Annotated in this window: 20 protein-coding genes; 17 read left to right on the forward strand and 3 right to left on the reverse strand. The window is 53.2% G+C overall.

Annotation, left to right across the window (positions count from 1 at the left end):
- The first annotated feature begins 49 nt into the window (after positions 1–49).
- The 9 genes from clpB to LKE53_02580 all read left to right on the forward strand — a co-directional run bounded on the left by clpB (position 50) and on the right by LKE53_02580 (position 8,320).
- Positions 50–2,671, forward strand: a complete 2,622-nt coding sequence (gene clpB / locus LKE53_02540; protein ID MCH3971642.1) for an ATP-dependent chaperone ClpB — start codon at positions 50–52, stop codon at positions 2,669–2,671.
- Between the two features lie 155 nt (positions 2,672–2,826).
- Complete coding sequence (locus LKE53_02545; protein MCH3971643.1) at positions 2,827–3,735, forward strand: ABC transporter ATP-binding protein; 909 nt, start codon at positions 2,827–2,829, stop codon at positions 3,733–3,735.
- Positions 3,732–4,553 (forward strand): ABC transporter permease subunit, encoded by an 822-nt coding sequence (locus LKE53_02550; GenBank protein ID MCH3971644.1) that lies wholly within the window; start codon positions 3,732–3,734, stop codon positions 4,551–4,553. The genes LKE53_02545 and LKE53_02550 overlap by 4 nt, the downstream gene beginning before the upstream one ends.
- A gap of 48 nt (positions 4,554–4,601) precedes the next feature.
- On the forward strand, positions 4,602–5,174 hold the full coding sequence (gene lepB, locus LKE53_02555; protein ID MCH3971645.1) for a signal peptidase I: 573 nt from the start codon (positions 4,602–4,604) through the stop codon (positions 5,172–5,174).
- 166 nt (positions 5,175–5,340) lie between these two features.
- A complete protein-coding gene (locus tag LKE53_02560; protein ID MCH3971646.1) occupies positions 5,341–5,829 on the forward strand; it encodes a hypothetical protein in 489 nt (162 codons plus the stop codon).
- 70 nt (positions 5,830–5,899) lie between these two features.
- Complete coding sequence (locus tag LKE53_02565; protein MCH3971647.1) at positions 5,900–7,186, forward strand: O-acetylhomoserine aminocarboxypropyltransferase/cysteine synthase; 1,287 nt, start codon at positions 5,900–5,902, stop codon at positions 7,184–7,186.
- Positions 7,187–7,216: 30 nt separating this feature from the next.
- Positions 7,217–7,822: a hypothetical protein gene (locus LKE53_02570; protein ID MCH3971648.1), complete on the forward strand. Its 606-nt coding sequence runs from the start codon at positions 7,217–7,219 to the stop codon at positions 7,820–7,822.
- A gap of 55 nt (positions 7,823–7,877) precedes the next feature.
- A complete protein-coding gene (locus tag LKE53_02575; protein MCH3971649.1) occupies positions 7,878–8,051 on the forward strand; it encodes a hypothetical protein in 174 nt (57 codons plus the stop codon).
- Between the two features lie 17 nt (positions 8,052–8,068).
- The gene (locus LKE53_02580) at positions 8,069–8,320 is read left to right on the forward strand and encodes a spore coat protein (protein MCH3971650.1); all 252 of its coding nucleotides are present in this window, start codon (positions 8,069–8,071) and stop codon (positions 8,318–8,320) included.
- A 113-nt stretch (positions 8,321–8,433) separates the two neighbouring features.
- Here LKE53_02580 and LKE53_02585 read toward each other — a convergent pair whose 3' ends face one another.
- On the reverse strand, positions 8,434–9,591 hold the full coding sequence (locus LKE53_02585; protein MCH3971651.1) for an FtsW/RodA/SpoVE family cell cycle protein: 1,158 nt from the start codon (positions 9,589–9,591) through the stop codon (positions 8,434–8,436).
- Positions 9,592–9,845: 254 nt separating this feature from the next.
- Between LKE53_02585 and LKE53_02590 the strand changes: the two genes are divergently transcribed.
- Genes LKE53_02590 through upp form a run of 6 tightly spaced genes read left to right on the forward strand, consistent with a single transcriptional unit; the run spans position 9,846 to position 14,412 of the window.
- A complete protein-coding gene (locus LKE53_02590) occupies positions 9,846–11,513 on the forward strand; it encodes a formate--tetrahydrofolate ligase (protein MCH3971652.1) in 1,668 nt (555 codons plus the stop codon).
- Positions 11,513–11,989 (forward strand): tRNA (adenosine(37)-N6)-threonylcarbamoyltransferase complex ATPase subunit type 1 TsaE, encoded by a 477-nt coding sequence (gene tsaE / locus LKE53_02595; GenBank protein MCH3971653.1) that lies wholly within the window; start codon positions 11,513–11,515, stop codon positions 11,987–11,989. Before LKE53_02590 ends, tsaE begins: the two co-directional genes overlap by 1 nt.
- 10 nt (positions 11,990–11,999) lie before the next feature.
- Positions 12,000–12,713: a tRNA (adenosine(37)-N6)-threonylcarbamoyltransferase complex dimerization subunit type 1 TsaB gene (gene tsaB, locus LKE53_02600; protein ID MCH3971654.1), complete on the forward strand. Its 714-nt coding sequence runs from the start codon at positions 12,000–12,002 to the stop codon at positions 12,711–12,713.
- 38 nt (positions 12,714–12,751) lie between these two features.
- Positions 12,752–13,273: a GrpB family protein gene (locus LKE53_02605; GenBank protein ID MCH3971655.1), complete on the forward strand. Its 522-nt coding sequence runs from the start codon at positions 12,752–12,754 to the stop codon at positions 13,271–13,273.
- 15 nt (positions 13,274–13,288) lie between these two features.
- Positions 13,289–13,747 carry a ribose 5-phosphate isomerase B gene (rpiB, locus tag LKE53_02610; GenBank protein MCH3971656.1) on the forward strand — a complete coding sequence of 153 codons (459 nt, stop codon included), beginning with the start codon at positions 13,289–13,291 and terminating at the stop codon, positions 13,745–13,747.
- A gap of 26 nt (positions 13,748–13,773) precedes the next feature.
- Complete coding sequence (gene upp, locus LKE53_02615) at positions 13,774–14,412, forward strand: uracil phosphoribosyltransferase (GenBank protein MCH3971657.1); 639 nt, start codon at positions 13,774–13,776, stop codon at positions 14,410–14,412.
- Between the two features lie 73 nt (positions 14,413–14,485).
- Here the strand turns inward: upp and LKE53_02620 are convergent, their stop codons facing one another.
- The gene (locus LKE53_02620) at positions 14,486–17,017 is read right to left on the reverse strand and encodes a homocysteine S-methyltransferase family protein (protein MCH3971658.1); all 2,532 of its coding nucleotides are present in this window, start codon (positions 17,015–17,017) and stop codon (positions 14,486–14,488) included.
- Positions 17,018–17,043: 26 nt separating this feature from the next.
- Positions 17,044–20,151 (reverse strand): BREX-1 system adenine-specific DNA-methyltransferase PglX, encoded by a 3,108-nt coding sequence (pglX, locus tag LKE53_02625; protein ID MCH3971659.1) that lies wholly within the window; start codon positions 20,149–20,151, stop codon positions 17,044–17,046.
- Positions 20,152–20,335: 184 nt separating this feature from the next.
- On the opposite strand from pglX, the gene metF reads away from it, so the two are divergent.
- Positions 20,336–21,211 carry a methylenetetrahydrofolate reductase [NAD(P)H] gene (gene metF, locus LKE53_02630; GenBank protein ID MCH3971660.1) on the forward strand — a complete coding sequence of 292 codons (876 nt, stop codon included), beginning with the start codon at positions 20,336–20,338 and terminating at the stop codon, positions 21,209–21,211.
- Positions 21,186–21,854 carry a Vitamin B12 dependent methionine synthase activation subunit gene (locus tag LKE53_02635; GenBank protein MCH3971661.1) on the forward strand — a complete coding sequence of 223 codons (669 nt, stop codon included), beginning with the start codon at positions 21,186–21,188 and terminating at the stop codon, positions 21,852–21,854. Before metF ends, LKE53_02635 begins: the two co-directional genes overlap by 26 nt.
- Positions 21,855–21,869: the final 15 nt, after the last annotated feature.

Genomic DNA, 21,869 nt, shown 5'->3' on the forward strand with positions numbered 1-21,869 from the left:
AGGCGCTTTTCTTTGCTGCTTCAGTTTTATTGAAGGAGTGTGAAGTACGATGAATGCACAAAATTTTACACAGAAATCTTTGGATGCTGTTCAGCGCGCGCAAAGCCTTGCGCTGTCGCATGAAAACATTCAGATAGAGCAGCTGCATCTGCTCAGTGCCCTGCTTACGCAGGAAAATGGCTTGATTCCGCAGCTGCTGAAAAAAATGAACATAGACCCGCAGGCTTTTTCCAGCGCGGTTGACAGTGAAATCGCGAAAATGCCCGCTGTTTCCGGTCCGGGGCGGGAACCCGGCAAAATCTATATTGCACAGGACGTTGACACTGCCCTGACTGAGGCCGAGGCCGCTGCCAAACGGATGAAGGACGAGTATGTTTCGGTAGAGCACCTGTTTATCGGCCTGCTGCGCAAAGCAAACAGCACCTTGAAAGAACTTTTCCGTACCTATGGCATTACCGAAAGCAAGTTTTTAGAGGCGCTTTCCAATGTGCGCGGCAATACCCGCGTGACCAGTGACAGCCCAGAGGAGACCTACGCTGCTCTTTCCAAGTATGCAACCGATTTGGTGCAGGCAGCGCGCGATCAAAAGCTGGACCCGGTCATTGGCCGCGACACGGAAATCCGCGACGTGATCCGTATCCTTTCCCGCAAGACCAAAAACAACCCGGTCCTGATCGGCGAGCCTGGCGTTGGCAAGACCGCTATTGCGGAGGGCTTGGCTCAGCGTATCCTGCGGGGAGATGTACCAAATAATCTGAAAGACCACAAGCTCTATTCGCTGGATATGGGCGCTTTGGTCGCGGGCGCAAAGTACCGCGGCGAGTTTGAGGAGCGCTTCAAGGCAGTGCTCAACGAAGTTAAAAAATCCGAGGGCCGCGTCATTCTGTTTATCGATGAATTGCACACCATTGTGGGTGCGGGCAAGACTGAGGGCAGCATGGACGCCGGCAACCTGCTCAAGCCAATGCTTGCGCGGGGCGAGCTGCACTGCATTGGTGCGACAACCCTGAATGAATACCGGGAATACATTGAAAAAGACGCCGCACTGGAGCGCCGCTTCCAGCCGGTCATGGTAGATGAGCCATCTGTAGAGGACACTGTTTCTATCCTGCGCGGTTTAAAGCAGCGCTATGAAGTATTCCACGGCGTTAAAATTACCGACCAGGCGCTGATTGCCGCCGCGACCCTTTCCAACCGCTATATTACCGACCGCTTTTTGCCGGATAAGGCCATTGACCTAGTCGATGAGGCCTGTGCTACTGTGCGTACCGAAATTGACTCTATGCCGACAGAGCTGGATGACGTTTCGCGTAAAATCATGCAGTTAGAAATCGAAGAGGCTGCCCTGAAAAAGGAGGACGACCGCTTGAGTCAGCAGCATTTGGTCAGCCTGCAGAAAGAGCTGGCCGAGCTGCGAGAGCGCTTTAAGGCGATGAAAGCCCAGTGGGACAACGAAAAGAAAGATATCGAAAAGGTGCAGAGCCTGCGCTCACAAATTGAGCAGTGCAATGCCGCCATTGAGGAGGCCCACCGCAACTATGACCTGGAAAAAGCGGCGGAACTGCAGTACGGCAAGCTGCCGCAGCTGAAAAAAGAGCTTGAGGCCCAGGAAAAAATTGCGGACAAAGGTGACCACCAGCTGCTGCGTGACCGCGTGGACGAAGACGAAATTGCCCGTATTGTTGGGCGCTGGACGGGTATCCCGGTCAGCCGCCTGATGGAGGGCGAGCGTGAAAAGCTGCTGCGCCTGCCGGAAACGCTGCATCAGCGCGTCATTGGGCAGGACGAGGCAGTTGAAAAAGTCAGCGACGCCATTCTGCGTTCACGTGCGGGTATTCAGGACCCCAACCGACCGATTGGTTCGTTTCTGTTCCTTGGTCCTACCGGCGTAGGCAAGACCGAACTTGCCAAAGCTTTGGCACAGGCACTGTTTGACGACGAGCGCAACCTGGTGCGCATTGATATGTCAGAGTACATGGAAAAGTACAGCGTGTCCCGTTTAATCGGGGCGCCTCCGGGGTACGTTGGCTATGAAGAGGGAGGCCAGCTCACCGAGGCTGTGCGCCGCAAGCCCTACAGCGTGGTGCTGTTTGATGAAGTGGAAAAAGCCCACCCGGATGTTTTCAATATCCTGCTGCAGGTACTGGATGATGGCCGCATTACCGACAGCCAGGGCCGCACGGTTGATTTTAAAAACACCATCCTTATTTTAACTTCAAACCTTGGTTCTCAGCAGATTTTGGAGGGTATCCAGCCGGACGGCAGCATTAGCGAAGAGGCCCGCAAAGAAGTGCACGGCCTGCTGCGCCGCCAGTTCCGCCCAGAATTCCTCAACCGCCTGGATGAAATTGTATTTTATAAGCCGCTGAAGAAAGACGAAATCAACAAAATCGTCGGCTTGCAGATAGAGGCTCTGCGCCACCGCCTGCAGGAAAAAGAACTGGATGTGCGCCTGACTGACGCCGCCCGCACCTATGTTGTTGATCAGGGTTATGACCCTGTGTACGGTGCACGCCCGCTCAAGCGCTTTATCCAGTCGAAAGTGGAAACGCTCTTGGCGAAAAAAATTATAGAGGGCGACTTTGCGCCGCGCTCTACCATTGTGGTCGATTACGATGGCCATGAGCTGACCGCTAGTGCAGAACCAAATGCCGAAATTGTCTCTGGCTGATTTTTTGGGCCGCCGCAGGTTTTCTGCGGCGGCCCATTTCTGTAAATGCCGATGTTTCTGCAATAGAAAGATTGACAAACTCTAAAAAATGGGTATCCTTAAAGCAATAGAAGATTTTTGCACACAGCAGCGGCTGGAGGGCTATACGACTTAAGATGGATGCAATTATAACAGACAGACTGACAAAATCTTATGACCATAAAACAAATGCACTGGAAGCTTTGAGCCTTTCTGTACCAGCAGGTACGGCATATGCATTGCTTGGCAGCGGCGGCGCGGGTAAAACAACAGCTGTAAAGCTGCTCAGCGGCTTAATTACGCCCAGCAGTGGCAGCTGCAGTATTTTGCAGATAGACCCGGCAAAGCAGCCGTCACGTCTGCATGGGGTGTGCGGGGTTATGACCTCTTCTGCGCGCCTGTATGGCTGCCTGACCGGGCAGGAAAATCTGCAGTTTTTCGGTGCAGCTGCAGGTATGAAAGCGGCCGATGCCCATACGCGTACTGCCGAATTGATGAAAGACCTCGGAATATGGTCGGCGCGTGATCTGCCAGTGAGTGAGTACCCTACCAATATGCTGCAGCGGCTGTCGCTGGCGCGCGCATTGCTTGCCCGCCCGCAGGTCCTGCTGCTGGACGAACCGCTTTTTGGGCTGGACCCAGAGAGTGCGCAGGCTGTGCTGGGGCTTTTGGGCGGTCTGGTGCAGCAGGAGGGAATGACGATTCTGCTGTGTACGCATTTTCCCCCTTATGCGCAGCAGCTTTGCACAGAATTCGGTATTTTATGTGAGGGAAGTGTCATTGCCGGCGGCACGCTGCCGGTCCTGTGCCAAAAGGCGGGCTGCCAGATGCGGGCAGGCCTGCGTCTGCCGGAAAAAGACAGCCTCGCGGGCTTTTCGCTTGCCGCTGACGGCTTTTGGCAGAAGGAAATTAAAAATGAAGACGCCATGCCCGAAATTCTGCGGGAAGCAGTCGCTGAGGGACACGACATCTACGAGGCCCGCCTTTACCGCCCGACTTTGGCGGACGTTTATACGGCGCTGCTGGGAAAGGAGGAGCTGCCTTGAAGCTGCCTGGGTTTCTTCAAAAGCACGTTAACAGCCGCGAGACGGCGCTGATGAAAAAGGATTTCCGCGAAATGTGGCAAAACCGCGGGGTGCGCTCTATGCTGGTGGTTGTGCCGCTGATTTTTGTCGTGCTTCTGCCAATCTTTTTCATGGTGCTGGCAAATATTCTGCCGCAGAGCAGCCTTTCCAGTATGCAGCAGATGCGCGTGCTGCTTTCGCAGAAGCAAAGCTATATGAATGACCGGCAGACGCTGTTTTATATCTTTTCTGTCTTTTTGGCGCCGATGCTCTACCTTATTGTGGTGCTGATGGCGGCCTGTGTCACAGCGGCCAGCAGCTTTGTGGGTGAAAAAGAGCGCGGAACGATTGAGACACTTTTCCTGACCCCGATGACGCCGCTGCAGATTTTTAAGGCAAAGGTGCTGGGGTGCGTTTCTATTTCTGCTGTAGCAACACTGGTTTCGTTTATCATGTATGCCATTGTGATGTCTGTCGGGGATATTCTGCTGGGCGTAACCGCTTTTTGGATGGACCCAAGCTGGGCGGTCATGTTTTTTCTGCTTTCGCCGGCGCTCATTTTGTTTGGTGTACTGTTTATGGTGCTGGTTTCTGGGCGCAGCCACAGCTTTCGGGAGTCAGTGCAGATCTGCGGATATGTGCTGCTGCCGCTGACCCTGCTTTTTGTCGGCCAGTTTTCCGGCCTTTTCCGCATGAATGCGGGTCATTATCTGCTGCTCAGTGTACTCATCTTTATTGTAGATTTTATTATCTGGAAAGTTACTACGGCACATTTTTCGCCGGAGAAGCTGCTGGGATAGACCGCTCTTTACTGCGGCCGCGCTTTTTAGTAAGGAGGATATGACCTTATGAAATCGAATAAACCGTTTGGGACCGACTATGACCCTGATGAACTGGAAAAAGCGGCGTTAGCCGGCACTGAAAAAAAGGACAGCCCGCTTTCCTGGGTGCTGACCATCGGCATTACTGTAGTGGCAGCGGTGCTTTTCTGTGCGTTTATCGCAAGGCCAAGCAAGGTGGTTGGCAACAGTATGCAGAACACCTGCCATAACGGCGACGTGACTATTTTGTGGGAGCTCAACTATCAGCCGCAGTATGGCGATATTGTCGTGGTAAATAACCAGAATCCACTGCAGGAGAACTTGATTAAGCGTGTGATCGGCGTGGCGGGCGACCATATTGTCGTTTCCAACGGCACTGTTACGCGCAATGGTCAGGCCTTAAAAGAAGATTATGTCAAAGAGCAGGTGTGGTCTGGTGCAAACGTCGACTTGGTCGTGCCGCAGGGGCAGATCTTTTTAATGGGCGATAACCGAAATCACTCCACTGACAGCCGTGAGATCGGTCCTATCAACAAAAAAAACATTATCGGCAAAGTTGTCGTACGGCTGTTTCCGTTTCAGTCTTTTCGTACATTTTAAGGAAGCCTTCAATGCAGCTGCTGGTTCAGCTTTCCGCCCATTGGGGCGGGTCTTTTATGTATGGGACGCGTTTCCCCGCAAAAAAGCACTTTCGGCTTGTGACGCACTAAAATTCATGGTATGATAATAATGGCTTTTATCTTTATACGGAAAGGTGACACAACAGATGCAGTACTGTCCAAATTGTCATATCCTTTGTGAGGGGCAGTGTCCCTTGTGCGGGAACCGCCGACTTGCGGAACCCGAAGAGGACTCTCCGGTGCGTCTGGCGGCGTTTGAGCAGCCGCAGGCCGGCAAACTTGAACAAATGCTGCAAAAGCGCGCAGTGCCCTATGAAAAAAGGTCGGCGCTTTCTGCCGAAAACAAGCCAGCCTATCATTTTTATGTGCCGTTTTGCCGCTGGGAAGAAGCCGTAAAGGTAAAAGAAATCGCCGTGCCGCAGCAGCCGGATGTGAAGAAAACGACCGAGCAGCCGCAGAAAGATCAACAGAAGCCGCAGACGTACGTTGTAAAAGGGGAAGAATTTGAAGTGATGCCGCGTAAAAAGCGTATTTTTTGGCGGGCCTTTTCTGTGGTGCTTTTTATTCTGATTGTCATTGCTGTTGTTCTGCTCAGCGACCAGGCGGCCGGCTGGCTGAAAAACCTTTTCGCGTAACACAATCAGCTGATTTGCCATTCTAGGTAAAAAATATAGGATAAACGAACAAGCAAGGAGTGTTTCAGAGATGCAAGAAAATTACCGCCCAGATACCCTGTGTATCCATGCAGGTTACTCCCCAAAAAACGGTGAGCCGCGCGTTGTGCCAATTGTGCAGAGCACCACTTACCGCTATGACAGTGCCGAGTCAATGGGCCGTCTGTTTAACCTGGAAGAGGACGGGTTTTTTTATACCCGTATTTCCAACCCGACAACAGACGCGGTTGAAAAAAAGATTGCGGCACTGGAGGGCGGTGTCGGCTGTGTAGCTACTTCTTCCGGCATGGCGGCAATTTTCCTTTCAGTACTGAATATCTGCAAAGCCGGGGACCATATTGTTTCCTCCAATGCTGTTTACGGCGGCACTTTCAACCTCTTCAATAAAACCATGCGTGACATGGGCATTGACACCACATTTGTTTCGCCGGACAGTACAGAAGAAGAACTTGAAAAGGCAATGCAGCCCAATACCCGCGCAGTTTACTGCGAAACGCTCTGCAACCCCTCTTTGGTTGTTACCAATCTGGAACTGTTTGCAAAGGTTGCCCATGCCCACGGTGTGCCGCTGATTGTCGATAACACTTTCCCGACACCGCTTAACTGCCGGCCGTTTCACTTTGGTGCGGATATTGTTGTACATTCCACGTCAAAATATATGGACGGCCACGCGGTGCAGATTGGCGGCGCAATTATCGACAGCGGAAAGTTTGACTGGACAAACGGCAAGTTTCCTATGCTGACACAGCCCGATGAATCTTACCATGGGCTGATTTATACTGAAGCTTTTGGGAAAGCCGCCTATATTACAAAAGCCCGCGTACATCTGCTGCGCGACATTGGCTGCCAGCCAGCGCCCGAAAACTCTTTCCTTTTGAACCTGGGTCTTGAAACACTGGCCCTGCGTATGCAGCGCCACTGCTACAATGCACAGAAAGTAGCCGAATTTTTGGAGCAGGACGACCGCATCAGCTGGGTCAACTATCCCGGTTTGAAAGACAGCCCTTATTACGCGCTGGCACAGAAGTATATGCCGCACGGCAGTTGCGGCGTTATCTCCTTTGGCGTCAAAGGCGGCCGTGCCGCCGCTGCCAAATTCATGGAGTCTTTAAAGCTTGCCTCTATGGTGGTCCATGTGGCAGACCTGCGCACTTGTGTGCTGCACCCGGCCAGTACAACTCATCGCCAGCTGACAGATGAGCAGCTGAAAGAGGCGGGCATCAGCGCTGATATGATCCGCATGTCCGTCGGTATTGAAAATTTGGCAGATATCCTGGACGATATTCGGCAGGCACTGGACAAAGTGCAGGCAGAGTGATTTCATACGGCGGAAAGGAACGCGACTGCCTTGCAAAAAGAAACTTCTGATTTTCACGGGGAGACCGCCTGCGGGCAGAAAACCTGGGAGCATTCGCCGACCGCGCTGTACGAGAGGCGCGGTGCGCCGGTGCTGAATATCGTGGTGGGGGCGCTTATGCTCCTTTTGGGCTTAGCTGCTATTCCCATAGGCCGCGCGTATTGGTTTTTGTTTCTGCTCTTTTATACAGTGGGTACGGCGGTATTTTTAATGGGTCTGTTTCACACGGCGCGCCCGATTCTGCGCCGCGAGGGCGGTACACTGATTGGGGTCAGCTGCGGCTTTATCCCAAAGGAACACCGCCTGCCACATACCGCACTGAAAGATTTGAAAGCCCTGCCGGCCATCGGTACCAAAAAGAATTCTAAATTTCTGCGGTACTACATTGAAATGGATCCCTGCACTGGCAAAAAAATCGACTTGGGCGAGCGGCATTTGTGCGAAAAAGATATTTTTGTACTGGAAGATTATCTTGCCCCAAAAGAGGAACAGACAGACGAAAAAGAAACCGCAGGTATTCTTTGGCCGCTTTTTATAGTGGAGCTTGTGCTGATTGTGGTGGGGCTTTTCGGCTTGTCCTTTTCTTTTTCACATTAAAGTCTTTGGATAAAATCACCTCTGCTGCAAACACTAACAGCGGAGGTGATTTTGCATGAGCCCAAAGGAACTTTCGTATATTGAGGATGCACTGGAGCACGAGCAGTTTTTGCAGACACAATGTGAAAATGCAGCAAATTCCATGACCGACCCGCAGCTGAAACAATGTGTAAAACAAATGGCCAACAAACACCAGCAGACCTTTCAGCAGTTTATCAGTTTGATTTAAAAAGGAGTGCGGGAAACATGGATGACAAAAACACAATGCAAGCTTTGCTTACGACAGAAAAAAACGCCTGTGACCTTTACCTGCACGGCAGCATTGAGTCCGGTACGCAGAATATTAACCAGGCCTTTACCAAGGCTCTGCAGGATTCTTTGACCATGCAAGGGGATCTGTACAAAAAGATGTCTGACAAGGGCTGGTACTCTACCCAGCAGGCACCGCAGCAGCAGGTACAGCAGATTAAGCAGAAATACAGCAAAAATGCACAGTAAAAAATAAGGAATTTTTCGGTAAGAATTTCTGTACAGAAAAAACAGAAAAAGGCCGGGCGCAGCTGTAAAAAAACTGTGTCCGGCCTTTGCTGTATTTTAATATATTTTCGTGATCAGTCTAAGAACAAACTCTGCTGTAGATTTCTGCTTTTGCGGTGTACCGAAACGCTTTCAACTAGGCCAAAGCCAAAGTAGAGGCACATAACCGAGGACCCGCCGGAGCTGAAGAACGGCAGCGTAACGCCCATGACCGGTAGCAGATTGAGGCACATGCCGACATTAAATAGGGTCTGCGAAAGGATTAGGGCAAAAAAGCCGACACAAATGGCGCTGCCCATCGTGTCACCCGCGCGCCGTGCATCGCGCAGGCAGAGAATCATCAGAAAAACGAGCAGGGCAATAATGGCGACACAGCCGATAAAACCAAGCTGTTCGCCGGCAACGGAAAAGACGAAGTCACTCCACTGCAATGGCACAGAGCTGGAGTTTACCCGGGGCGAAACAAACAGGCCGCGTCCTTTCAGCTGTCCGCTGGAAATGCTCAGCTTGCCGGCCAGCTGCTGATAGCCGTAGCCCTGCGGGTCGCTTTCCGGGTTGCGGAAAGTGGTCAGCCGTGTTTTCTGGTAGTCTGCCAGGCCAAAGTTCCACACGATTGGAATCAGCACAGCCAGAATGCCCGCAAAAGCCGCAAAGTAACGCAGCCTTACGCCGGCAGCAAAGGCCATAAACAGAAACATGAAACCGAAGATAACGGCTGCACCGTCATCTTTCTGCAGATGTACCAGCCCGATCGGAATGAGTGCATGGGCGGTCAAAAGCAGTACCTGCAGCGGTTCATCAAGTTTATTTTCTTTTTTCAAGATATCTAAATGTTTTCCGAAAGTAATGAGGAAGCCGATCTTTACCAGCTCACTGGACTGAAACGTCATGCCGCCGGGGAGTTTCAGCCACGCTTTGGCGGCAACACCGCCAGCACCTTCTATGGTAACGCCCTTTACCAGGGTCAGCAGAATGAGGAAAACACAGAAGCCACCGACTAAATACCAGTAGTTGCCAATCGTACGATAGTCGATTAGGGAAAGCAGAACTGCGCCTATATAACCGGCGATAATTGCCATTAGCTGCACCGAAAACCAGCTGCGGCCGCCGTCGGTGCGGGGCACCGTCTTGAGCAGAAGCAGGTTATAGGCAGAAATCAGCAGCATGATCACCCACAAAAGCTTGTCAGTGCGCTGAAAGTAATCAGCCGCGCGGGTACCAAAATGATTCATTGTTCACGTCCTTTCGCTGCAAAAAAATCTGCGGCAGGTTTCATCGGCTATTATAGCACAAAACCCCGCCGGGCACTACCCCAAAGCCCACCAGAAAAGGCACCGGTGTCCCCTGAAACTTTGTATACAGAAAGTTTTTCTTTCTCTTATACAGGCGAATCCGTGGGAAAAACGTCAGAAGAAAAGGAATCCATGCTTCCGAAATCGGCGCAGTTGTGCTATACTAAAAACAACATTGTGCTAGGGGGAATCGAATCGTGACGGATATCGAAATTGCACAGCAGGCAAAGCTGAAACCCATTACAGCGGTTGCTGCAGATTTAGGCATTCAGGAAGAAGAACTGGAATCTTACGGCCGCTACAAGGCCAAGCTGACACAGCCCTTGTTTCAGCGAATGAAAGATCGGCCGGACGGCAAGCTGGTGTTGGTGACGGCTATTAATCCGACACCTGCCGGTGAGGGAAAAACCACCACCAGCATTGGTCTGGGCGAAGCAATGAAGAAAATTGGCAAAAATGCCGTGGTTGCCCTGCGGGAGCCGAGCCTTGGCCCGGTTTTCGGCATTAAGGGCGGTGCCGCCGGCGGCGGCTATGCGCAGGTTGTCCCGATGGAGGACATCAACCTTCATTTTACCGGCGATATGCACGCCATTACAGCAGCAAACAACCTGCTGTGTGCCATGCTCGACAACCATATTCATCAAGGCAATGCGCTGCAGATTGATACCCGCCGCATTCTGATTACGCGCTGCATGGACATGAATGACCGCGCTCTGCGCAGCGTTGTGGTTGGCTTGGGTGGAAAGCCCAACGGCTTTGTACGCGAAGACGGTTTCTGTATTACTGTAGCCAGTGAAGTCATGGCAATTTTCTGCCTTGCTTCCGACATTCACGACCTGAAAGAGCGCCTTGGTCGTATTTTAGTTGCCTACTCAGTAGATGGCAAGCCGGTCTTTGCGAGCGACCTGCATGCACAGGGCGCTATGGCCGCATTGCTCAAAGACGCGATTAACCCGAATTTGGTGCAGACGCTGGATAATACGCCTGCCATTATGCACGGCGGCCCGTTTGCAAACATCGCCCACGGCTGCAACAGCGTGCGTGCAACCCAAATGGCCTTAAAACTTGGCGATTACTGCATCACTGAGGCAGGCTTCGGCAGCGACCTTGGCGCTGAGAAATTTCTGGATATTAAATGCCGTATGGCCGGCCTGCGTCCCTCTGCCATTGTGCTGGTCGCAACCGACCGCGCACTCAAGTATAATGGCGGCGTACCGAAAACAGAAACCGCTGAGCCGAACCTTGCAGCGCTGAAGAAAGGCATTGTCAACCTCGGTGCGCATATTGATAATATGTGCAAGTATGGCGTGCCGGTCGTGGTGGCAATCAACCGCTTCACCAATGACCCAGAAGAGGAGCTTCGCTATATTGAAGAGTACTGCCACGCGCGCGGTGCGGACTTCGCTTTGTCTGAAGTCTTTGCAAAAGGAGGAGAAGGCGGGATTGAACTGGCACAGAAAGTAGTGGAAGCTTGTGAAAAACCGAATGATTTCCACTGCCTCTATGACACAGACCGCCCGCTGGAAGAAAAAATCAGCTGTATTGCCACAGAAATTTATGGTGCAAAAGATGTCACATACACCAAAAAGGCAAAGAAAGCGCTGAAAGAGATTAAGGCGCTGGGCGGTGATAAGCTGCCAGTCTGTATTGCAAAAACGCAGTACAGCTTGTCGGACGATGCTTCCCTTTTGGGCCGCCCACAAGACTTTACCCTGCATATCCGCAACCTGAAGCTTTCCAATGGTGCAGGCTTTGTTGTTGCCTATGCCGGCGACATCATGGTTATGCCGGGCCTGCCCAAAAAGCCCGCAGCAGAGCAGATTGATGTTACAGATGACGGCCGCATTACGGGTCTGTTTTAATGAATTTGAATTGTACGAAAACAGTTGTACAGACACACTCTGCGGCTGAAACAGAGGCCCTTGGCAGAAAAATTGCCCAGACGCTTTCTGGCGGCGAAGTGCTTGCCCTGTTTGGTCCCATGGGCATGGGCAAGACTGCCTTTACCCGCGGCGTTGCGGCGGGGCTTGGCACCGGGGGCGTTTCCAGCCCGACTTTTGCTTTGGTACATGTGTATGACGGCGGGCGGCTGCCGCTTTACCACTTTGATATGTACCGGGTAGAGGGCTGGGATGACCTTTCTTCCACAGGATATTTTGACTATCTGGAAGACGGCGGTGTGATGGTTGTAGAGTGGAGCGAAAATATTGAAGCGGCCCTGCCGCCGAACGCGGTGTATATCACCTTTGCCCGCGGCGGCAAGGAAGATGACCGTGTGATTACCGTAGAGGGTCTGTCACAGACGGTCTTAGATCCTTTATCAGATTTATCAAAGTAAGGACGATTGCATGAAAATATTAGCGATTGACTGTTCGGCGGGGGCTGCCTCTGCTTGTGTTTGGCAGGACGGAAAGGTCTTGGGCGAGTGCTATACCAATGTAAAGCTGACGCATAGTCAGACTTTAATGCCCATGATTTGCGGGGTACTGGAATACGCAAAAGTGCCGCTGCAGCAGATTGACCTGTTTGCTGTTACTGCCGGGCCGGGCTCTTTTACCGGGGTACGCATAGGTGTTGCAAGTATTAAGGGAATGGCGTTTGCCGCCCAAAAGCCTTGCGCCGGTGTCTCTACACTGGAGGCGATGGCCGAAAACCTGCGTGTGTTAGACTGCACCGCCTGCTGTGTGATGGATGCGCGCTGCGGGCAGGTGTATAACGCACTTTTTGCAGTTCAAAACGGGGAAATTCGCCGCCTGACGCCGGACCGCGCCTTGTCGATTGAAGACCTTGCAAAGGAATGTGCAGCTAAGGTGGGCCTAGTCGTTTTGGTTGGGGACGGCGCACAGCTCTGCGCTGAGTCCACCGCATTTGCGCCCCTTCATGCGCAGCTTGCACCCGAGCCGATCCGCTTTCAGCGGGCTTCGGGTACAGCGGCCTGTGCCGCCCGTGCTGCAGAAGCCGGCAAACTGGTGTCCGCAAAAGAACTGATGCCGGTTTACCTGCGTCCGGCGCAGGCACAACGCTCTTTAAAGGGGCGCCGTGCGGCTGCCGCAAAAAAATAAGCAGCAGGTTTTGTGCCGCTTTCGGCAGGAAGGAATAAATGCACACCTCTCATGTGACTGTGGTGCCCTATGATGTCCGCTGGCCTGCAGAATTTGAAAAAGCCTGCAGGGCCCTTGCGTTGGCTTTGGGCGGCAGCGCTCTGTCTATCGAGCATGTCGGCAGCACTGCGGTGCCGGGGCTGTGGGCAAAACCAATTCTTGATATTGACGTAGTCATTCCAAGTATGAATAATTTTTCCACAGTGTGTAGAAAACTTGAAGTTGCCGGTTATCGGCACGAAGGGGACCTCGGCATTCCGGGGCGGGAAGCATTTTGCTATGACGAAATGCAGAAGCCGCATTTGCTGCTGCATCACCTGTATGTCTGCCCGCAGGATTCGCCGGAGCTTCAGCGGCACATTTTGTTTCGGGAGTATTTGCGGGCGCACCCACGGGACGTGAAAATTTACAGCGCGGTCAAGCGCGAAGGCGCGCGCCGCTTTCCTTATGATATTAACGCCTACCTTGCCTATAAAACAGACTGTATTGAAACAATTTATAAAAAATGCGGTCTGCTTTAAAATTAATTTTAATAGATGGAGGGTACGAAAGTGTTAGCAATCGGAAGTGACCATGGCGGTTTTCAGCTCAAAGAGGAAATTAAAAAGTACCTTGAGAAGCAGGGAATTGCATACCGCGATTTTGGCACCGATAGCGAAAAAAGTGTAGATTACCCGCTGTATGCAGCAAAAGTTGCCCACAGTGTCGCCGACGGCACCTGTGACCGCGGCATTTTGTGCTGCGGCACTGGGATTGGTGTATCAATCGCGGCAAACAAAGTGCACGGTGTGCGTGCTGCGGTTGTTACAGAGGCAAAGAGCACAAAGCTTTGCCGCCAGCATAACAACTGCAACTGCCTGTGCCTTGGCGGCCGTGTGCTGACTGTAGAAAAAGCGCTGGAATTGGTACAGATTTATCTGGACACACCCTTTGAGGGTGGTCGCCATCAGCGCCGTATCGATGAGATTGCACAAATTGAAAACGGAGAACTGTAAGAAAACAGGGAGGAGAACTGAATTTCATGCCTTATTCCAAAAATGTATTTATTATGGATCATCCGCTGATTCAGCACAAGCTGACCTATCTGCGGGATAAAAATACCGGCAGCAAGGATTTTCGTCAACTTGTCAGCGAAATTGCCATGCTTGAATGCTATGAAGCGACCCGTGACCTGCCGCTGGAAGACACCACAACCGAAACACCGATTGCAACCGCAAAGACCAAAGTGATTGCCGGGCGCAAGCTGGCCTTTGTGCCGATTCTGCGTGCGGGTCTCGGCATGGTAGACGGCGTGCTGTCCATGGTTCCGGCCGCAAAAGTGGGGCATATCGGCCTTTACCGCGACCCCAAGACGCTGCAGCCAGTTGAGTACTACAGCAAACTGCCGCACGATATCGAAGAGCGCGAAGTCATTGTGCTTGACCCCATGCTGGCAACCGGCGGCTCTGGAACAGACGCTGTTTCCATTATTAAAAAGAGCCACCCCAAAAGCATTAAGTTTATGTGCATCATTGCTGCTCCCGAGGGCATTCGGGCCTTTACAGCTGCACACCCTGATGTGCAGCTTTACTGCGCGGCGGTCGATGACCACCTCAACGAAAACGGCTACATTGTGCCAGGTTTGGGCGATGCGGGCGACCGCATTTTCGGTACTCTCTGATTTTTTACAAAAAACAAAAGCACCTGTTTTCCGCTTCTCTGCAAAATGCGGCAGAGGCGGGACAGGTGCTTCTTTATTTTTCTGCATCAAAAACAGTAGCAGCATAGCGCACAGAACCCATGGCGTCCTTGCAGTAACGGTCCGCGTGAATCTGATCGGCATACTCTTGGGTCAAGACAGCGCCGCCCACCATCACTTTACACCAAGGGCATTCTTCGTGTAGCAAAGCAATCGTTTTTTCCATGTTTACAACCGTGGTCGTCATCAGCGCCGAAAGGCCGCACAGCGGCGCGTGATGCTCGGCTACTGCTTCTGAAATGGTTTCAGGCGGAACATCGCGCCCGAGGTCAATCACTTCATAGCCGTAGTTTTCAAGCAGAACTTTTACAATGTTCTTTCCAATATCGTGAATGTCGCCTTGCACAGTCGCCAACACAATTGTGCCCTTTTTGTCATCGCCGCCGCCCTGCTGCTGCATCACGGTGCGAATGACTTCAAAAGCGGCGGTAGCCGCGTCTGCACTCATTAACAGCTGCGGCAGAAACAACGAGCCGTCTTCGTAGCCGGTGCCAACCTTGTCGAGCGCCGGAATCAGTTCGTTTTGAATGACTTCCAGTGGAGGTGAAGTCTTCAAAGATTCGGCGGCGGCGGTGCGGGAACCTTCCTGCAGGCCTTTTGCCACGGCGTGGTACAGCTCTGTTTCGCGGTGGTCGGTATCAGCGGGCTTTTCGGCGGCATCAGCGGTGGGCTGTGCCGCCTGTGTAGGGAAACCGGTGTCTCCTGCGGCAGCAGACAGGGCGTTGCCCGCGGCAATCAGCGCCTGCGCTGCCTGCTGCAGCGGGGTGCCAGTGGGCGTGGCAGCCTTTGGCACGCTGTCTTTGGGCAGGTCTTTGTAAAAATCAATATACCGCATACAGTTTTCATCATAGCACATCAGGGCATTAAAGCTGCGCCAGGCGTCCATAATCGCCGCGCTTTTTGGATTGATAATAGCTGCAGAAAGGCCCGCTTGCATAGCCATGGTAAAGAAAGCGGCAGTGGCCCGCTCGCGGTGCGGCAGTCCGAAAGATATATTGGAAACGCCCAGGCTGGTGTGTAGGCCCAGCTTTTCACGCACCAGGCGCAGTGCCTGCAAGGTAACTTTTGCTGACTGCTGACTTGCGGAAATTGTCATGGCAAGGGTGTCTACAATAATGTCTTTTTTAGGGATTCCGTATTTTTCCGCTTCGCGCACAATCTTTTCGGCGACAGCTAAGCGGCCCTCGGCGGTGTCGGGAATTCCACTTTCGTCCAGGGTGAGTGCAATCACGGCACAGCCATATTTTTTGACCAGTGGAAATACAGAATCCATAACTTCCTGTTTACCATTGACCGAGTTGAGCAGTGCTTTGCCGTTGTAAATGCGCAGGGCCTGCTCCATCGCCTGTGGACTGCTGGTATCGATTTGCAGCGGCAGATCGCAAATGCCCTGCAGGCCCTGCACCGCTTCGGTCAAAAGCTTTGGTTCGTTGATCTCCGGCAGGCCGACGTTAACGTCCAAAATATCCGCGCCGGCGTCCTGCTGTGCGATGCCCTCACGAAACAGGTAGTCCATGTCATTATCGCGCAGGGCCTTTTGCAGCCGCTTTTTGCCGGTGGGGTTAATGCGCTCACCGATCAGCTTTGTTTGTCCGCCGAAAGTGACCGCGTGGCTGTAAGAAGAAATCATGGTGCGCTCATTTTTCGGCAGGGGCTTGGGCACTTTACCGCTCATCTTCTGTGTCAGTGCACGGATATGCGCGGGGGTTGTGCCGCAGCAGCCGCCCAGAATCCACGCGCCGCCCTGCCACAGCTTTTCGGCATCTTCGGCAAATTCTTCCGGGCCTACGCAGAACACGGTCTTGCCGTTTTCCACCTGCGGCAAGCCGGCGTTTGGCTGAATCAGGATAGGCAGGCTGGTGTATTCACGCAGCTTTGGCAGAAAGTCAATCATCTGCTTTGGACCCAGCCCGCAGTTAAAGCCGACTGCGTCCGCGTGCAGGCTTTCCAAAAGGACTGCGGCTGCAGGAATATCGCCGCCGGTCAGAAGCTTTCCCTTTGCGTCAAAGGTCATGGTGGCAAAGACTGGCAGAGAGGTGTTTTCTTTGCAGGCGAGCAGTGCCGCCTTCATTTCCATGGTGTCGCTCATGGTTTCAATCAGAATCAGATCTGCGCCAGCATCTTCGCCGGCCTTTGCCGCCTGCGCAAAGGCGCGGTAGGCATCATCAAAAGAAAGGTCGCCGAGCGGCTGCAGCAGGCGGCCAGTGGGGCCTATATCCAGTGCAGCCCATTTGCCCAGCGGTGCAGCTACAGCCTTTGCAAGCTGAATTCCCCGGGAAATCGTTTCTATAACAGAGTATTCGGTATCTGTGAGTTTTACAGAATTGGCGCCAAAGGTATTTGCGGTCAAAATATCGGCGCCCGCCTGTGCATAGGCGGTGTGAATTTTGGTTAGTTCCTCCGGGTGGGTAAAGTTCCAGTATTCCGGCACCTCTCCGGCGGCAAGGCCGGCCTGCTGCAGCATGGTGCCCATTGCTCCGTCGCAGATGAGCATACGGCGGCCAAGCTGACTTACAATCGATGTCATGGCGTACCCTCCTAATTCATCTATTATCAAATTTTTCTGAGAATTGACTGCAGCTTTGCAAAGTTTGCTGGGATGCCGTCATTTCGGTCAAAAGAGAGCGGGGAGGCCGCAAGTGCCTGCAGGGCGGGCTCTTGCGGTGAGCGGGCAGCTAAAAAATGCAGCGCATTTTTTAGGTCGCTGTGGTAGTACAGCAGCGCGGGCGAGCCGCAGGCGGTCTGCCAGTAAATGGGATGTTTGCGGTAAAGGCGGCAGTGGCTGCGGAAAAAAGTGCGGGTAAACCAACGCTTAAAAACGTATGCTGTCGTGCCTTTGCCGAGAAACGGCGCGAGTACGTCGGCGGCGCCGGGGCCGAAGCGTGCCTCTAAAAACTGTGTAAAAAGGGCAGGTGCTTCCTCTAGCAGAAGAGCCGGATTTGGGTCTGTCGGCTGCCAAAAAGAGCAGGTCCAGCGGCCAAAGTAAACGCCAACAAAATAGGAAAGCAGGCTTTCGGCATCTTTTTCTGGATCAGCCGGCTTTACGGAAAGGTCCGCAAGGCCAACGGCAACCGGTGCACCGGTGCCGTACAGGGTGGCAAAATGCCGATTGACTGCTTCTTCGTTTTTCTGCAGCGCTTGGCAGCGGGCGGCGGCCTTTTTAGCGCGGCTGCGCTGTGCTTCCTGCAGGGTATCCCCCTCTGCAGCAACCAGCGGGTGTACAGAAAACTGCCAGCTGATTTCGCTTTCGTCCCAGTCCTCTTTGGCAAGTGCAATATTTTCCTTTACCAGTACCTCCACTTTTTCCCGCCGCTCTGTCTCTAAAATAGGCAGACGCGCAATGTCGCCAGCTTGGCAGTTTAAGGTTGGATTTAAAATCTGCAGCAGCTGAAACGCAGTGGAACTGGAAAGAAAGCCCAGGCGGTACAGCCGGTCCTTTTCTGCAGGGAATAGGGAAGAGCCGGCAATGTCAAACACGAAGCCAGGCGGATAAAACCGTACCCCGAATTTACTGGAACTGACAAATCCCCAGCTGAGGCTCTGCTGAAAATAGTACTGCCGGCCGGGCAGCGCGGCGCTTTGCCCGCTTTTCACCCGGTAGCGCTGAATTTCGTCGCCAAAGTCCGAAAAATCCACGACCCATTCCTGGTTGCCATACCATTTTCGGTAAGCACCGCCCTTGTTGTAGGGAAACCAGCGGCAGGTGCTGCTACGGCACTGCTGTGCACTTTCGCAGTGGAAGTCGATTGCTTCTTTGTCCACTTCCCACCAGTGCCGCAGGAAGCGGCGGTTATTGCAGGTAAACAGGCCGTTGCAGATAGGCGTGCTGCGGCCCAGCGGTGCACCTTCTCGAAAGACGCGGGCAATGCTGCCGCCTGCCCAGTAAGCAAATGGGCTGCCTGGTATCTGATTAAAGTCGGAAAGCCGGGCTTCAAAATCCCAGTTGCTGCCGGGGTGTGCCGCGGCTTCGCGTACACGGCGGCCCATTTCTTCCATGCCGCCGGAAAAACCGGTCAGGCGTAGATAGCGGCCAGGGTATTCTTCTTTTTGATTCTGCAGTACAAAAGTACAAATTGGTACGGTGGCGTCCTCAAAGGCGGAGTATTCCAGCTGTACCAGGGAGGAAACGGATTTTTTGCGCACCAGCATGCGGCGCAGGGCTTCGTAGCTTTTAATAAACATCCAGACAAAGGGTGTCATAAAACCGCAGTAGCCGCCGGGCTTGCAAAAATCAAAATTGCGTACCATAAATACTGCAAAAAGGTCGTTGTTGCAGCGCGGCCAGCGGCTGTCGACAAAGCGGCGCAGCGGGTGGTCCATGTGGCTTAGGTAGGGTGGGTTTGTCACAACAGCGTCGTAGCTGCCGGAAAGGATTTCCGTCTGCTCTACCAGCGGCTGAAGTGTTTCCAGTGCGAGACGGCGCGCCTCAGCAAGAAAGAGATTGTCGGTCTGTTTTTCGCGGCGAAGTGTGGCAAAGCGCGCTTTTAGGGTGGTCAGGTCTGTTTGGGGCGGCAAAACCAGTGAACCGTACTGCTCTGCACCGCGGTAAGCGTAAACCATGCGGTGCAGGTCGTCTTCCAGTGCTTCATTCCGTCCGGCGGCAAAGTGCAGCGCTTTGCGGGAAACGCCCTTGCTGCCGTGAATAGCGGCGAGGTGCAGCGGTGGACAGTGCTCTAGAATATGCGGGTCGCAGGCGTGGGCGCGCATAATCAGTGAAAACGAAGTCAGCTGCCGACTGTGTTCATCAATATCCAGCCCCCACAGGTTATTTTGCAGTATCAACGCTGCGGCCTGCTCGGGAGGAATGCCACATTCCCCGTAAATCTGTACCAGCAGGTCGAACGCATAACTTAAAATATGTCCGCCGCCCATGCAGGGATCTAAAAGCCGCAGGTCGGTGGGGCGCATTGGTTCACGTACGGTACGCTGCGGGGTATCTAGGTAGTAGGGCATTTTTGCGCGCAGGGCGCTGTCGGGGTGACTTTCCAGCCAGACACGGCCAAGAGAATTCTGTACCATGTACTGTACAACCCAGTCTGTGGTAAAGAATTGTGTGGCGGCGGGCACGTCGTGCATTTTCACGGCCCCGCGGTACACGCTGATGGCGCGGTTCTTTTCGGGCAGGTGGTAGTATTGGTACAGCCAGCCGACAATCTCTGTGTTCTCTCTCCAGCAGGACTCTGGAAGGCTGTCACGGAAAAGCACTGCCGCACCGTGCCGGTAGCTTAAAGAGAGCAAAAGGTCTAGACAGTTGGGTGCAGGAAAATACCACGGCATTTTTTGGTGCAGGCGCGCGCACTCTCTGCGGAAAAGCCGGGTGTAGATTTCGTCGCGGTCCAGTGTATCTGCATGCTTGGTAAGCCAGACCTCTAAAATCTGCGGCAGTTTTCCGTTCTTTGCAGGGGAAAAGACACGCTGCGGCAGGCAGGCGTTTGCCTCCATACAGCGAATGCCCGCAAGCTGCATAAAAAAGCGGCAGGACGCGGCGCGGCAAAGACTGTCTTCTCCGTACTGATGCGCCAGGCGCAGCAGCTGGTCCTGCTGCAAGCCGGCGCTGTCGGGCAGGCGGGGGCCCTGCAGGGCATGAAGGCAGAGATGCGCCCTCTTTTCCAGGTCTGCACGGGCGGCTTGTGCCAATGTGCAAATCGACGTCTTGTCCATGCTGATCCCCCTTTTTTAAAATTTAATTTTATTATAGACGAAAAGCATGTATTTGTCACGCCCTGGGGCAGCTCTTCTGCACACTGCAGTAAAAAAGAATAGCGCCATAGGGGAATCTGTGTTATACTAAATTTATTAGTAAAATTTCGGTTTAGTCTGCGAAGCAAACGGAGGGAAACCACGTATGAAGATAAAAAATCTATTAAAAAAGGGACAGGTCACTGTCAGCTGCGAAATTTTTCCGCCAAAACAGGGAACAGGGCTACCGCATGCCCGCAAGGTTGTACATGAAATTGCGGCGCTGAAGCCAGCCTTTGTCAGTGTTACTTACGGCGCAGGCGGCACCAACTGTGCTAACTCCATTGAACTTGCTGCAGAGGTGGAAAAAAGCGGTGTGCCCGCCTTAGCGCATCTCACCTGCGTTTCAGCCCAAAAGGAAGAGGTCCGCGCGGTGGCGCAGCGCTTTGCCGCAAACGGTATTGAAAACATTCTTGCACTGCGCGGTGACTTGCCGCAGGACGGCAGCTTTCCGCACGAGGGACAGTACCGCCACGCCTGCGAGCTGATTGCCGACCTGAAAAAGATGGGCAATTTCTGTATCGGTGGTGCCTGCTACCCAGAGGGCCACGTCGAAAGTGCCAATAAAGCGGAGGACCTGCAGTATTTAAAGGAAAAAGCGGATGCCGGCTGCGACTTTTTTACCAGCCAGATGTTCTTTGACAATGACCTTTTTTACAATTTCCTGTACCGTGCCCTTGCCGCAGGCATTCAGGTGCCGATTCTTGCGGGCATTATGCCGCTGACCAGTGCAAAACAGATTCGCCGCTGTGTCGAGCTTTCCGGCACCTATCTGCCGCGGCGCTTTTTAAGTTTGGTAGACCGCTTCGGCAGTGACCCCGCCGCCATGAAACAGGCCGGTATCGCCTATGCGACCGATCAGATTATTGACCTGATTGCAAACGGTGTGGAGCATATTCATATTTATACTATGAATAAACCGGATGTGGCGGCGCAGATTCTGCACAACCTGTCCCATGTCATCGCAAGCCATGCAGATTGATAGAAGCGAGATTTACCGCTACTTGGGCTATGGTAGAAACGACCCGGAAGAGCGGATAAAGAAGCAGACCGAGGCAGCAGTGGCGCTTTTGGAAAAAGAGTGCACTCCACGCTGGATTTGGGGTTCCTACCCAGTTGCAGCCGAACAAGATAGAATTGTCATTGCGCAGATTCCGCTGAAAAGCCATAGCCTTGCGTCTCAGCTGCGGGGCTGCGGGCAGGCCTGCCTGTTTGCAGCTACGCTTGGTCCCGCGCCGGATTGGCTGATGCAGCGGGCGTCTATTTTGGCGGTTACGCCGGCGGCGGTGCTGCAGGCTGCCGCCGCCGCTATGACAGAGGCTTTTTGTGATGAATGCTGTACACAGCTGGCTGTCCATTTTGCAGAGCAGGGCCTTTTTCTGCGCCCACGCTTCAGCCCCGGGTATGGCGATCTCAGCCTTTCCTGTCAGGAGCAGCTTCTGCGTGTGCTGAATGCACAAAAGCACATTGGCCTTTCCTGTACACAGAGCCTGCTTTTGGTGCCTACCAAAAGTGTGACGGCCATTATCGGGCTGACGCCGCACCCGGAAAAGGCAGGCGGCCGTCCCTGCGGCGGAAAGTGCACGGCCTGCTCTAAAACGGACTGCGCCTATCGTCTGGTATAGCGATACAAAGAAAAG

The sequence above is a fragment of the Oscillospiraceae bacterium genome, from assembly GCA_022483045.1.
Lineage (GTDB): Bacteria > Bacillota > Clostridia > Oscillospirales > Acutalibacteraceae > Caproicibacterium.